The sequence below is a fragment of the Metasolibacillus sp. FSL K6-0083 genome (assembly GCF_038630865.1).
Taxonomy (GTDB): Bacteria; Bacillota; Bacilli; order Bacillales_A; family Planococcaceae; genus Metasolibacillus; species Metasolibacillus fluoroglycofenilyticus.
In genome coordinates this window covers 2,813,454-2,827,517 of the sequence record NZ_CP152046.1, presented here as the reverse complement: position 1 = coordinate 2,827,517, position 14,064 = coordinate 2,813,454, and the positions used below count along the sequence as shown (strand labels likewise).

Sequence of the window (14,064 nt, the reverse complement as noted above, 5' to 3'; positions counted from 1 at the left end):
TATAAGGTTTTTAAGACCTCTACTGCAACTTCTAAAACACATTCATTTTCTCCAATAAGCCTATCTTAATTCGATACTTTATATAAAATCAGAATTCAGTTTTCACCTATACTTCGCGTATGCTTTATGCTATAATACACTCCGTCACTTCAACGCGTTGCAGTGAAAGAGTAAACATCTTAGAGGAGGCTTCTTATATTGCGTACAGAAACGAAAGTAGCTCCCTCATTTTGGGAAGCGGTTATAATCGTTTTAGCAATTATCGGTATTATGAGTGCGAGTATTATTCAATTTGGCGCACCACCACATATCCCGATTCTTATCATTATCACTTTATTAATTATATATGGCTTATTAAAAAAGGTGCGGTTCCAACAGCTTCAGCAAGGAATGGTAAACAGCGCTCAATCTGGTCTAGCTGCCGTTTTTATTTTCTTTTTAATCGGTGTACTCATTAGTAGCTGGATAATTAGCGGGACGATTCCTACATTGATTTATTACGGTTTTTCTACTGTAACACCTAGCTTTTTCTTTGCTATTGTCTTTGTTATTACATGTATTGTTGGCATCACAATTGGTAGCTCATTAACGACTGTTGCTACAGTCGGTGTTGCGTTTATTAGCATGGCGAGTACGATGGATTTATCACTTGCGCTAACAGCAGGCGCTATCGTATCAGGTGCATTTTTCGGTGATAAAATGTCACCCCTTTCCGATACGACGAATTTAGCATCTAGCATTGTTGGCATCGATTTATTTGAACATATTAAAAACATGGCATGGACAACTGTGCCAGCATTTATTATTTCTATCATTGCTTACGCACTTCTATCACCAAAGCGTACAACGGCATCTCTTGAAAGTATCGAAGCTTTTCAAACGACACTATTCGCAACAAACTTAGTGCATTGGTATGCATTATTACCGCTTGTACTACTAGTTATTTTGTCTATAAAAAAGATACCCGCATTGCTAACATTAGCGATAGGCTCTATATTTGGTATCGCGCTATCTTTTCTACACGACACACTTTCAATGGCTGCGATATTAGATATTCTATTTAACGGCTACACATCCAATACATTAAATGAGGATGTTAATACGTTGCTCAGTCGTGGCGGTATTGCGAGCATGTTTTTCACTATTACATTAGTATTGCTAGCATTAAGTATGGGTGGTTTATTATTTACGCTTGGTATTATCCAAAGTATTTTCGCTAAAATTGAATCCACACTCACAACAGCACGCTCCGTTATTACAGGTACTGCAATTACAGGTGTTGGCATCAACACTTTAGTCGGTGAGCAATATTTAGCTATTTTACTGACCGGAGAAACTTTCCGGGACCAATATAAAAAAGTCGGTCTTGCACCAAAAAACTTAGCTCGCGCAATAGAGGATGCAGGCACAGTCGTCAACCCGCTCATACCATGGAGTGTTTGTGGCATCTTTATTACAGATGTGCTGGGCGTCTCAACCGTTGATTATTTCCCATTTGCCTTCTTCTGCTTGCTTGGACCAATTCTAACGATTTTCTTCGCTTGGAGCGGGAGAACATTGTCAAAGATTTAATTGAATCGTTTTCAATGCTACTTTAAGTCCCATTGTTTCTATTGCTGAAGCAAATAGCTCAATTTATCGTAAAAGTACAGTTATCCAGAAAATGTCGCACTTTCTGAACAACTGTACTTTTAATTATTTTTAGGTTGTCTGAAAAGCCCATTTTATTTTGACACCGCATTGAAATAAAGGGTTGCATCGCTCCACCTTTACAGCAGGGTAACACTGCTAAAGCTAGTGTTCATCGCATTTCTAAAAGACTCCCTCTCTATTTAGTTTAATCAACAGGATAATAGAGCTCTTTTCGTAAGCATACATCTTTATGACGTAATTCCTCTCCCTTAAATCGAATCCAAATCTCATCATCAGCCATGACACCATGCGTTTTACGCACAATGCCCCAGCGATTGTACGCTTGCATACCTAGACTTTCAAGTAGTTCAGCAGCATTCGCACGTGTTGGTGGGAACGTTCGCCATTTGAGCCACTTTTCAAGCTCTTCTAATGTGATATGTCCCTCCATATTCGGTGAAAATTGCTTGTTGAAATCACTTATATAGTTCACAACATAAGGCGTTCCGCCATTTAAAGGCTTCAAATCGACGGTTGCAATCACGTCATCCATCCACATGATATCAAACTTCATATAATCAATCATGTGTGCCACTTCCTTCCACAAATAAATGTTTGAAGCTAGGATCTTTGAGTTGTGAGAGAAGTACTTGCTTCGCACGTCCAAAATCCATAGTGTTTGATTCGACAGCTTCTAAAAGTGTCTGCTTATTGATAAATGCTGGTCCTGTATAAAGGCTAAGCTGCTTTGAAAAACTTGAATTGAACGGCTTTGCTTTTACTTTACGTTTTAAAATCGTTAATGGCTTACTAGGCGTGTAGTCCTTTTCATCAGATAATAAGCTTAATCCATTATCAAAAATCGGTGCAAGCTGCCATGTTTTTTCGATAGGATTATAAAGAAATAGAATGTTATTTGTATGACGATCTTCATTTAAAATGAGTGCATCAAATGCCAGTAACTGGGCGATTTGGTCACGTACGTCTAACCCCGTAAATGCCTGTACTTGCTGCATAATTTGCTCGAATTTTTCACTAGTCGATAATGATTTATCATTTAAAATTGGGTCTGTTGACGTGAAGTTTGCTTCAAATAATCGTTCCAATGTTACTTCTTGCAATTTACCTCTGAAATCATGTGAGTAGCAGCCCTGTGATTTTTCGCCATCTGGGAGAATGATTTCACAAGGATGATACATCACATAATCCATTTGTTGTAACGTAGAGTGAGCCAGTACAAGTGAAGCCAGTACTTCTGCTTGCCCTTCGTATCCTCGTGTATTTTGTTTGACCCATTTGTCACCGACACGCCATTTCGATTGGTCGCCTTTACTAGATGTACCAATAATGCGTACAGCATCAGCAGGGATATAAATGGTTTCCATAATTCTCACGTCCATTTTAGTTTGGGTTTCCTCTATTATATAAGTAGTGGATAGTCTTTTCATTAGAAAGCTACTGAGACGAATCGAGAAGGCTATTTTATGACCTATCATTATTCGAAAAGCCTGAGCATGAGGCTGTCCCAAATGCAGGCTATACACGGCTTTTAGATAGTCTCTTTAGACAAATAATGATTCCAAAACAATCTTTACAAAAGCTTCACATAGTAATAATAAATAACAGGTACACTAAAGCTATTAATAATTAAAGAGGTGCCTTTTTTTGAATTTATTTTCCATGCAACAAGTACTATTTTCATATATACGAAGCACACATACGAAACGTGAAGAGGAACTACTATATTATAAAAAATTATTTGCACTAACAAAAATAATGGAGGAAAATCAGATTAATACTTTTTTCCAACCAATTATGGATTTACAAACAACAGAAACTTTCGCCTTTGAAGCGCTAAACCGTCCAAGCTCTACGAACGTATTCCCTTCCGCAGATGCTTTCTTTGAATTTATCGGACAAACAGATAGAGTATTTGATTTTGAATGCTTTTGCCGCAATTTAACATTAAAAAGGTTCAAAAGTCGTTTGCCTGATAATGAAGATTACACTTTATTTATAAATATTCATCCATCTGTTTTACTTGATAAAACCTATCAAAGCGGAGAAACGCTTAAGCTCGTGACATCATTAGGTATTTCACCAAATCAAGTTGTCTTTGAATTGACAGAAAGAAGTGCGGTAACGGATTTCGTTGAATTCGAACGTGTGCTTTCGAATTACCGAGCACAAGGATTTCGCATCGCTATTGATGATGTCGGCTCTGGCTATAATAGCTTAAAGACGCTTGTTTACTTGAAGCCCGAATTTATTAAAGTGGATGGTTCACTTGTACGGTTTATTGACCATCATAAAGAGCAGCAGCAATTATTTAAAATGCTTATGATGTATGTGCAGGAGTTAGATACTAAAATTATTGCAGAAGGAGTTGAACGGCTTGAAGAGCTAGAGTTTCTTCAAGAGATTGGCGTACATTATGCACAAGGCTATGCATTAGGTAGGCCAAATCATGAAATTTTACAAGCCAAAAAGCCAATGTGAAAGGAAGTTGTAAATGGTTTATATAGGAGAAATGGCTGAGCAAATTATGAGTGTTGAGCCGACGAATAAAAACAAAATAATCGATCAGCATTTTACAAAAGACCAGACATTGCGCGGATTAGTTGTTACAGATAAACGTGTACCTATTGCATACATTTCAAGGACACATTTTTACGAAAAAATTGGCACTTTATACGGATACAATTTATATATGGGGAGAGAGAGCAAACTGATTGCAAAATCGACCCCATTAATCGTGGATTTTTATAAGCCTATTATGGATGTCAGCACACTCGCTATGGCACGTAGCCCGGAAGACTTATATGATGATATTATCGTTACAAAAGACGGCAATTATTTAGGCGTTGTCAGCATACGAACATTGCTGTTAAAGCTCGTTGATATTCAAGTAGAATTCGCTAGCTTACTTAACCCATTAAGCCATCTTCCTGGCAATCAATTAATAGATGAGAAACTGAATGAAATATTGAATTACGGACAGTATAGCATTCTCTATTTTGACATCGACCATTTTAAAATGTACAACGATGTATATGGTTTTAAAAAAGGAGATGAGGTGTTGTTATTTATGACCGATTTGTTGAAGCAATACGTCTTGCCAACAAACGGTTTTTTAGGGCATATAGGTGGCGATGACTTTGTAGCTATTTGCACAGATTACGATATCGAAGAAATGTGTGCACGCATTATTTCAGATTTCGACCAACAAATTATTCACTTTTATGACCAACATCATTTTACAGATGATGCGTTTTCTATTACAAATCGCTCTGGTGAACGGGTCCCGTTTCAAATAAGCACATTATCCATCGCCGTTGTCAATAATCGCTTCACAAAATATGAATTCGCTGATGCACTGTCCGATGCCGTTGCAAAAGTGAAAAGTGAATGTAAGAAATTTCAAGGTAGTTGCTATATTGTAAATGGACATGTTTTACAAAGCAACTAACCTCCAAAGAAATTTATTCCTAAATGTAGTGGTTGGATTTCTGTTGCAATCTTTAAACATAAGGACACTTCTTTCTGATAAGATATCAATATTTTATGAGAAAGAAGTGTCCTTTTTTAATGGTATAGCCATCTTTCGTAATAACCGCGTATAATTCAAAACCATTTCACTTCTCCTTTTTCGTACCATCCTTCCGCATACTTTTTTCTAAAAACATCGGTAACCTCTCCTCCATACCTTCTGCGAAATGAAGCTGCAGCAAATCATCCCTATGTACCCAAAATACATTGCCCTCATGCGTTTCAGCTAGCAATTCTCCACTAAAATCACATGTTCTATAATTAAAAACTAAATATCTTTCACCTATTTCATCATTATGCCAATGAATGACACCACATGGCTCTAAATTAGTAATTATTAAGCCTGTTTCCTCCTTTATTTCTCTAATCGTTGACTCAATAAGGCTTTCACCTTCCTCTACATGTCCACCTGGAAAGGCAACCCCCTTCCACGATTTAATCCTATTTTGAACTAATACATTATGATTTTTTTTATTATAAATCATACACATATTGGTTAATATTACTTTCCCCATAGCTTATTCCCTCCGTCCTTCTATTAAGAATAACATTGTTAATGTAGCATGGACATTAACTCTATGAAAAACCTTCAATAAACCTTTACAAATAAGAACATTTGTTCTATATTTAGAATAACAGAAAATATCAACAATTTCAATTACTTCTTTCGCACTATTTTGCAAAGCTTTACCAAAACTTATTATTAATCTATAAAGCAGCTTTGTATAATTGAACATAAAGAGGTGGAAAATTGCGAATTTATGCGAAAGTGAAATCGATTGGAAAACGTAAACCTGTGCTAGAGCTACACCCCTTTGATATAACCTCAGTAGATACACTGCGTCAACTAATTACACAAATCGTCAAGCAAAATGTCAAAGCCTTTAACGAGGAAAAAACTTTTACTATGTATTTATTGGAAGAAGATATTGAAACTGCATTTGAACAAGGCAAAGTTGGCTTTAACTATAAATATAGCGATGCTAAACAGGCTGAGCAGGCTGCTATTGATGAGGCATTATCGGCATTTGAGGACGGTATTTACAAAGTACTTCATGGTGATGTGGAGCTGACAAAGTTAGACGCACCATTGCATGTGCAAGATGGAAGTATTTTCACATTCATTAAATTAACGATGCTGTCAGGTCGTCTATGGTAAAGGAGATGGTTGAATGAAGGAACAACTGCTTCAATTTTTACAATCAATGGAACAACAAGCTGAAAAGGAAGACAATGAATATCAATACGAGCATGTGGATACATTCGAAAATGTTATTAAGGAACATAAACTAACTACAATAGAACAATTATTTGATGCTGGGCTTTTCGAGGCGTTAACAGAGCTATATGATGAGGACTTTGCTAAAGAGTTGCAAATTTATTGCTTCAAGCAAACTACACATGCCTTTCAGCAAGGTATTTATCGTCGCTCTGTCCATAGCGATTCTTTAGAGCAGCATGCCAGCCACATCCTATCAATTATTGCTGCTGCCTTGCTGAATAAAAAAGCTAATGTGGTTGATATTTTAAGAAATTGTCAAACTAGCTATTACCGTGGATTTTTAAATTTTTATATTGATCAAAAGGATAAGCCCCTTGCCTCACAAAGCTTTGTCGACGTGAAATTTGCTCATTTATTAGCAATGAACGACGCAGAAGCCGTGCAATATGTATATGAGGCCATTTTTGGTGAAAACAATGTCGCTATTTTAACACATCAATTAATTCGCAACATTATAAGCAGTAATAATATGAAAATTATTGAATGGCTTGGACAGCTGCTAATCGCCGCGCAACGTCAAGAAGGAACACGTCAAGCGATATTAGAAAATGCCGACAGAGGCACACCTCAAACGCTTATATATTTTATGAAGCTTGTAAAAGAAAACGATTTATTACGCTTTTCGTCTGTGCAACGAGCAGTTGAAACATGGATTGGACTGCAATATTATGTAGACGATAAAAAGGTTATTCAAAAGCTGTTGGATATTGCCTATGACATACTTGCTAATGGTGCTAATATGGAAGCATTCGCCAAATCGCAGGATGCTATTGAAAACTATGCAGCACTCTGGTCCACTGCAACTCTCAATGTGAACAATATCCAACCAGTTCTACAGCATTTATTACAAGGTAAAAAACATCAAATATTAACAGCACTCTGCTTCGCCCAAACAACGAATCTCGAAATCCTTTTACGCTACCAAATTTTAGATGTCATTATGAAGCACGATGATTTAGATATTTTGACACTTGCTATGCAAGATATCTTCCCATATTATACCAAATCGAAATATCATTTTTATGACCATTTTATTCACCCAGATTATTTTGAGCATTATCCGAAAGCGTTAATTCCGCGTCTTGAGCAAATTGTTGAATTGTTAGAAAAACAGGAGTATACAGTGCATGGTAAGCCATTCCCTTGGGCCAGCTATACGCTAACGAAGGAATATATTATTAATGGCCTGATGCTTTTAGCAATCGCTTGGGATGACCACGACTATGTAATGAAAATTTACAACAATCGTAAGACACTGTCGCCTAATCAACGTGAAAACTTATTAGGCTTTATCGTAGAAAAATTAAAATTGCCTATTGCTGATGAATTTCTAATCGAATGCTTACAGGAGCGCGGCACTCGTGACTTAGCATTACAACTAATTGCAAAGAAAAAAGAGCCTTTAGCCAATGCACAAATCGAGGCAATTGAGCAGCTCTTTTACTTAAAATCAGGCGCTACGAAACAAGCAATTTTAAAAGTTCTTGTAGCACAGCCATCAGCACAAATAATAGAAAGTGCTCAACGTTTAGTGAAAAATACGAAACAAGATTTGCGTTTAGGTGGCTTAGAGTTATTAGTAGAATTAAAAAAAGTAGGTAGTGTAGGGATTGAGAAAATATCTACTATTACGAGTAATATCGCTAAACCTACTGTAAAAGAGCTGGAAATAATTACAACATTAGTTGAAGATACAAGCCATAAAACTTTAGCTGCTGGCTATGGTATTTTTAATCCGAGCTACTCGAAAGATGCTATTCCACCGCTTAAAATAACTGTTAAAAACGCAGCACAAACGCTAACATCATTCGACTTAGAAAAACTCCAAGCGAAATTGCAGCGCTTATCAGATTTATTTGAAGATTACGCCTCCTATGAATATAAGGCACGTGCATGGGATGGCGGCTCTTATGATGCGCTACTTAGCAGAGAAATAAGCCCCCTTTTCGATACAGAGGGAGAGCATATTCACAGCTATCCTTTAGCAGATGTATGGTTAAAGTGGAAGGACGATGTGAGGCTAACAGTCTTAGATTGTGTAGTAGTTGAACTTTTTGTAAAACAAAGCTATTACGGCAAAGAACCTTGGGATAGAGGTTTAACGGACGAAGCGAAAATGTTATTAGGGAAATGGATTAATTTCGACAACATTAACGGTCTCAATTATTGGTTAAACACCTTACCACATGGCGGTAAAGTGCGTAATATTGTTGGTTTACTGTACAATACAGAATACAGTCATATCGAGTCGTTCAATTTTGTATATAGTACGGCTGTTGATATTTTCCAAAACCTATCAATGATACCAAAATGGTTTGAACGAATTAATTTAGAATCTGATTGGTCGGCTTATAATTATGAAACATATCCGCTTTATCAAGCATTTATGAGGATTTGTGAGCGTCACCTTGATACAGATGAGCAATTTACGCAGCTATTCTCCCTTTATGCAGCAATCACTTCACTGCGTGAGCAGCATAATAAGCAATCTGGCGAAGGTGCCGCTTACTTACCGATTTTATATGCAAATGATGAAGTAATTGCTCGCGCACATTGTTTAGGGCTGGTCCCCATCGATGCTTGTTATTTAAAAATGTTTAATCCACTTGCTGACCGCTATCATGCGGCCGATTTATACAATCAGAAGCGGCGTGAGCAACTTATTACGAGCTATCCATTTTTAAAGGAAGTATATAAAAAATCCACTGAGCGTATTATTGATATTGAATTAAGTCGTGGTGATATGCGAACTGAAGTAAGCCATATCGCTAATTATTCATTAAAGCCTATCGTCGGTGTGACTTATTTTGCCCGAATTATCAATGCTTTAAAGGGACTAACACTAGTGCGAGGTTATATTTGGTCAAATGACTACACAAAGCGTGAAGTCTTTTCTAGTATGCTAGAGAATTGTAAGCCAGATTCTAGTGAAACTGTAGAAGATTTAATAGCTGCATTACAACCGTATGAGTTTACTGAAGCTGAGCTTTTAAATGCGATGATGTATACACCTGCCTATATTTCACTTGTGAGTGAGTATTTAGGTTGGAAGGGGCTGGAAAGTGCCGCCTGGTATTTCCGCGCACATACGACTGATACATTGAGCGACGAAAGTATGAGTCAAATTCAGCTTTATACAAGCATTACGGCAAATGAGCTTCGTGATGGCGCATTCGCAAAAGAGTGGCTGCTCGAATGCTATCACGAGCTTGGGAAAGAGCGCTTCAATAAACTGTACGATAGCGCTAAATATGCCTCTGAAGGCGCTACGCATCGTAGGGCACAGCTTTTTGCCGATGCCGCTTTAGGACATTTGAAGCTAAAGTCTTTAATGGATGAGGTAGCTGACAAACGAAATAAAGATAAGCTACGCTGTATTGGTCTTGTACCATTGAACAAAAAGCTTCCACTGAAGGACGCCTATAAACGCTATCAATTCATTCAAGCATTTTTAAAGGAAAGCAAGCAATTTGGTGCACAGCGTAGAGAAAGTGAAAGCCTTGCGTGCCGCATTGCTATTGAAAACTTAGCGCGCAACCTAGGCAATGATGTTACACGCTTTGTATGGCGTATGGAAATTTATGAGCTAGATGCGATTCAAAAATATTTCGAGCCGACTGAAGTGGAGGACATTACACTATACTTACAGGCAAATGAAGAAGGACTTGTAGATTTTGTCGTTCGAAAAGCTGGAAAACAGTTAAAATCAGTGCCAGCTCGTTTGAAAAAGAATAGCATCATTCAAGAAATGACAAATGTCCGAACACAATTACGTGAACAGCAAAGTAGGTCTCGTAAAGCTTTTGAAGAGGCGATGGAGAAAGGAACAGTCTTTACTTTTGGCGAAATAAAAGGGCTACTAGCCCATCCAGTTTTAGCACCTATGCTAGAAAAGCTTTATATTGTTAGCGGTGCAACTGTTGGCTTAATTAAGAACTTAGAGCTAGCAGATGATGCAGAGGCTCGCATTGCACACCCATATGATTTATATGCATCAAAAAGATGGTCTGAAATTCAGCATGAAGTATTTGCAAACGAAATCATCCAGCCATTTAAGCAAGTTTTTCGCGAGCTCTATGTTATCAATGCAGACGAGCAGGATAAAAATGTGTCAGGACGCTATGCAGGGCATCAAATTCAGCCACAAAAAACGCTTGCACTGTTGAAATCGCGTGGTTGGACAGCTAACTATGATGAAGGCTTACGCAAAATTTATTATGACCAAGACATTATTGTAACAATTTATGCAATGGCAGACTGGTTCTCACCAGCTGATATTGAAGCACCAACAATTGAATATGTAGCATTTTATCACCGCCGTACAGGCAAACCGCTATTGCTACAAGATGTGCCACCTTTAATTTTCTCTGAGACAATGCGCGATGTTGACTTAGTCGTAAGTGTTGCACATATCGGTGGTGTAGACCCAGAGGCTAGCTTCTCAACAATCGAAACGCGTGCAGCCATTGTCCGTGAGCTAACACAAATGTTAAAACTAACAAAGGTTTCTGTTGAAAAACAGCATGTTATTATCGAAGGCTCGCTTGCCCATTATAGCGTTCATCTAGGTAGCGGTACTGTGCATAAAATTGGTGGTACAATGATGCCAATTTTAGCAATCCAATCACAGCATCGTGGACGAATTTTCCTCCCTTTTGCTGATGAAGACCCGCGCACAGCAGAAATTATGTCAAAAATTATTCTGCTTAGCGAAGACAATAAAATTAAAGACCCTTCTATTTTGCAATGGTTAAAATAGAAAAAAGAGAAGCGTCTCAAAAGCAGTGCATGACCTGCTTCTGAGACGCTTTGTAAACCAAGATAAATTAGCATATTTGCAATTACAATACTGAGTAATGGAAATCGCATTTTTCACTGCAATTCTTTTTTCATTATATCCCCTAATCTATTCCTCAAAGGATAAATTTGTTGGCATGCTTAATATATCGGCTTGTATTTCTAAATTCGTTGATGCTACATTTTCATCTACTTCCTCAAATGCTAATTGATCAACCCATACTTGACCACGCCCTGATAAAATAATACCAAATGATATAATCGAGCTGTCCTTTGGTACATCTAATACAATGGAATACCTACTCCAATTTGTCGTTCCTTTTATTGGACGATTACTCATATTATCGAACTGAACAACATCTCCACTAGCATTGTCAACTCTCATCCACATACTAGCAAATAACCCCACATCTTTCGTTTTTAAAAAGCCCGAAAGTCGAATACGCTTATTCAAATAGTTATCAGCTTTAAATTGTTGCATCATCGTGGCAAAGCTATCTCCTTCTAGGACCGTTTTCGATTTTAAATATCCAGATGCTTTCCCTTGATGCACAACCTCCCGGTCAACCCCCATCTCATAATTAAATGGGTCTGCCCCACTTAAAATCCAACCTTTTATTGGTTTATTCATATAAGATTCCTCCTTATTTTTCAGCGCTATAGACATTAGCTTTCGGTATTGACCAGGTGGCAAATGATAATGCTTTTTGAATGCTCTCGTAAAAGCCTCCTGTGATTCAAAATCATGTGCAAAGGCAATATCAATAATTTTCTCATTTGTATATAGCAGCATAGCCGATGCTGCTGCTAACCGTCGCATTCTTATATAATCACTTATGGACATACCGATAACCATTTTAAAAATCCGATGAAGATGAAATTTAGAAAAACCAACATGTCTTGCGATTTGCTCAATTTCCAATGATTCATGCAAATGCTCCTCTATATAATCAATCACCATATTTAAGGAGAATTCATAATTCACGATGATTTCCCCTCCTTTCATCAATAGCATAACAAAGTGTATAAAATGATTTTTGATTTTTATTGCTAAATTTTGAAATAAAAAGAGGTAGTAAGAAAGTAGAAATCATCTACCTTTCCTAACAGCTCCAAAAATATTACTTACTTTTAAAATAAAACAGCAAAATTAAATGATACATTATGTTCACCTCTGTTTATTTACGAGCCCTTTATAATATAAGTTTCATATATTAGTCCATCCAATAAAAAATTGCATCCCATACTAAATAATCTTTTGGCTCTCTAAAAGTTGTTGCTATATTTGCTTTAAAGGGGAGCTGTTTTTCTACATCCTCCCTGTACAAAATCCCATAATTGTATTTCATAAAAAGGCGTTGTAAGTTTTCATATAACTCCTTTAAATGTGGCGAAATCAGCAATTGTTGCGGTTCTGCCAAACTTGTCATCGCACCACTATGCCATTCTCCCCTTACATAGCAGGTCGATTTCTCCCCTTTGCCAATTAATACAACAGGGGCAAGCATACTAATATTGACAATCAACCCTTCCCTTTCCTCCTCCATTACATCTTTTTCTCGCTCTTTACGTGTCAACATATCAGTTTTATAAACAAACCATTGCATATATGATGCATACCCACTACCAAAGTGTAACGGCTCTACTTCGCAGCGCACTGGCAATGATTTTTCCAGCTCGGCTTTAATTCTCTTTAAATAACTAATTATCAAATGTTCATCCCCTGTGTCATATGGGAACATTTCACCAAGCACCTTACCTTTAATAAACTGCTTTAATTGTTCGTTTGTAAACATCAGGTAACCTCCCTTTTTCTTAATCATATCAAACGATTATTTCCGTTTATAAAATATCGAGTGGGAAAAGGCTTTTTTCGTTATGATAAATATATAAAGGAGGGATATAAATGCTACAAAAATTTAATCAATTAATGGATTATATAGAGGCTCATTTGACGGAAAGTATTTCGGGAGAAACTATTTCTCAAATTGTTGGGCTATCCGACTATCATTTTAGAAGAATGCTTTCTTATATGGCAGGCATGTCATTAACTGAGTATATCAAGAATAGACGATTATCCTGTGCGAATGCCGAACTCGTCAACGGTGAAAAGGTGACAGACCTTGCCTTTAAATATGGTTATCAATCCGTTGATGGATTTTCAAGAGCATTTCGCGACTGGAGTGGCTTTTTGCCCTCTGAAGTAGTGAAAAATAAAATTCAAAAAACATTTCCGAAGTTTTCATTTTTTATTGATATTAAAGGAGGTATTTCAATGGAATTTAAAATAGAAAAGAAAGAAAAGTTCAATTTAGTTGGCGTAACAAAAAGAGTACCAATCCAATTTGAAGGAGAAAACAATGCCATTATTGAATTAGCCCAAACAATTACGGAGCAGCAACGAACAGAAATGTATGAATTAGGCGATTTATATCCGCATCAAGTATTAAATGCTTCCTACCATTTCGATGAAGGTCATTTGGAGGAAAAGGGAGATTTAACACATATGATTTGCTTTGCAACAACAAAGGAAAATCCATATTACGACTTAGAGCAGCTCACGATAACAGAAAATACATGGGCTATTTTCCCAAATCGCGGACCATTTCCCTCCACTTTGCAGCAAACATATGCCAATATTTATGCGGTGTGGCTCCCGTCTTCAAATTATAAGCTATTAGATGAGCCAATCATTTCCTTTACACGCTATGATGATTCAACTGATAATGTTTATAGTGAAGTTTGGGTTGCAGTGAAGGAAATATAGCGTTATTAAAAAAAGGGCGTCCCACAGTAAGTAGTGG

11 protein-coding genes are annotated in these 14,064 nt (G+C 37.1%); 6 read left to right on the top strand and 5 right to left on the bottom strand.

All coding sequences use genetic code 11. The annotated features are described in order from the left end of the window. The first annotated feature begins 195 nt into the window (after positions 1-195). Positions 196-1,572 carry a Na+/H+ antiporter NhaC gene (nhaC, locus tag MHB51_RS13280; RefSeq protein WP_342559487.1) on the top strand — a complete coding sequence of 459 codons (1,377 nt, stop codon included), beginning with the start codon at positions 196-198 and terminating at the stop codon, positions 1,570-1,572. Positions 1,573-1,837: 265 nt separating this feature from the next. Here nhaC and MHB51_RS13275 read toward each other — a convergent pair whose 3' ends face one another. Together MHB51_RS13275 and MHB51_RS13270 are read right to left on the bottom strand one after the other, a co-directional pair. Next, on the bottom strand, positions 1,838-2,218 hold the full coding sequence (locus MHB51_RS13275; protein WP_066165334.1) for a hypothetical protein: 381 nt from the start codon (positions 2,216-2,218) through the stop codon (positions 1,838-1,840). Further along, positions 2,211-3,032, bottom strand: a complete 822-nt coding sequence (locus MHB51_RS13270) for a hypothetical protein (protein WP_342558343.1) — start codon at positions 3,030-3,032, stop codon at positions 2,211-2,213. Before MHB51_RS13270 ends, MHB51_RS13275 begins: the two co-directional genes overlap by 8 nt. Before the next feature lie 280 nt (positions 3,033-3,312). Here MHB51_RS13270 and MHB51_RS13265 point away from each other — a divergent pair, with 280 nt between their 5' ends. Both MHB51_RS13265 and MHB51_RS13260 read left to right on the top strand, forming a co-directional pair. Then, positions 3,313-4,131: an EAL domain-containing protein gene (locus MHB51_RS13265; RefSeq protein WP_107943476.1), complete on the top strand. Its 819-nt coding sequence runs from the start codon at positions 3,313-3,315 to the stop codon at positions 4,129-4,131. Between the two features lie 13 nt (positions 4,132-4,144). Beyond that, positions 4,145-5,101, top strand: coding sequence for a GGDEF domain-containing protein (locus MHB51_RS13260; protein ID WP_342558342.1), 957 nt, complete (start codon positions 4,145-4,147; stop codon positions 5,099-5,101). Between the two features lie 166 nt (positions 5,102-5,267). Here the strand turns inward: MHB51_RS13260 and MHB51_RS13255 are convergent, their stop codons facing one another. Beyond that, positions 5,268-5,696: an 8-oxo-dGTP diphosphatase gene (locus MHB51_RS13255; RefSeq protein ID WP_342558341.1), complete on the bottom strand. Its 429-nt coding sequence runs from the start codon at positions 5,694-5,696 to the stop codon at positions 5,268-5,270. Positions 5,697-5,932: 236 nt separating this feature from the next. Between MHB51_RS13255 and MHB51_RS13250 the strand changes: the two genes are divergently transcribed. Both MHB51_RS13250 and MHB51_RS13245 read left to right on the top strand, forming a co-directional pair. After that, a complete protein-coding gene (locus MHB51_RS13250; protein ID WP_107943445.1) occupies positions 5,933-6,340 on the top strand; it encodes a hypothetical protein in 408 nt (135 codons plus the stop codon). A gap of 13 nt (positions 6,341-6,353) precedes the next feature. Next, a complete protein-coding gene (locus MHB51_RS13245) occupies positions 6,354-11,222 on the top strand; it encodes a DUF4132 domain-containing protein (protein WP_342558340.1) in 4,869 nt (1,622 codons plus the stop codon). A gap of 147 nt (positions 11,223-11,369) precedes the next feature. Here the strand turns inward: MHB51_RS13245 and MHB51_RS13240 are convergent, their stop codons facing one another. Together MHB51_RS13240 and MHB51_RS13235 are read right to left on the bottom strand one after the other, a co-directional pair. Continuing rightward, a complete protein-coding gene (locus tag MHB51_RS13240; protein ID WP_066165319.1) occupies positions 11,370-12,245 on the bottom strand; it encodes an AraC family transcriptional regulator in 876 nt (291 codons plus the stop codon). Positions 12,246-12,474: 229 nt separating this feature from the next. Next, a complete protein-coding gene (locus MHB51_RS13235) occupies positions 12,475-13,056 on the bottom strand; it encodes a hypothetical protein (protein ID WP_342558339.1) in 582 nt (193 codons plus the stop codon). A 110-nt stretch (positions 13,057-13,166) separates the two neighbouring features. On the opposite strand from MHB51_RS13235, the gene MHB51_RS13230 reads away from it, so the two are divergent. Next, positions 13,167-14,027 (top strand): AraC family transcriptional regulator, encoded by an 861-nt coding sequence (locus MHB51_RS13230; RefSeq protein WP_342558338.1) that lies wholly within the window; start codon positions 13,167-13,169, stop codon positions 14,025-14,027. The last annotated feature ends 37 nt before the right edge of the window (positions 14,028-14,064 follow it).

Coding starts and splice junctions, on each gene's coding strand:
- MHB51_RS13255 (WP_342558341.1), bottom strand. CDS start 5,696: ATGGGGAAAGTAATATTAACCAATATGTGTATGATTTATAATAAAAAA.
- MHB51_RS13275 (WP_066165334.1), bottom strand. CDS start 2,218: ATGATTGATTATATGAAGTTTGATATCATGTGGATGGATGACGTGATT.
- MHB51_RS13245 (WP_342558340.1), top strand. CDS start 6,354: ATGAAGGAACAACTGCTTCAATTTTTACAATCAATGGAACAACAAGCT.
- MHB51_RS13260 (WP_342558342.1), top strand. CDS start 4,145: ATGGTTTATATAGGAGAAATGGCTGAGCAAATTATGAGTGTTGAGCCG.
- MHB51_RS13230 (WP_342558338.1), top strand. CDS start 13,167: ATGCTACAAAAATTTAATCAATTAATGGATTATATAGAGGCTCATTTG.
- MHB51_RS13265 (WP_107943476.1), top strand. CDS start 3,313: ATGCAACAAGTACTATTTTCATATATACGAAGCACACATACGAAACGT.
- MHB51_RS13235 (WP_342558339.1), bottom strand. CDS start 13,056: ATGTTTACAAACGAACAATTAAAGCAGTTTATTAAAGGTAAGGTGCTT.
- MHB51_RS13270 (WP_342558343.1), bottom strand. CDS start 3,032: ATGGACGTGAGAATTATGGAAACCATTTATATCCCTGCTGATGCTGTA.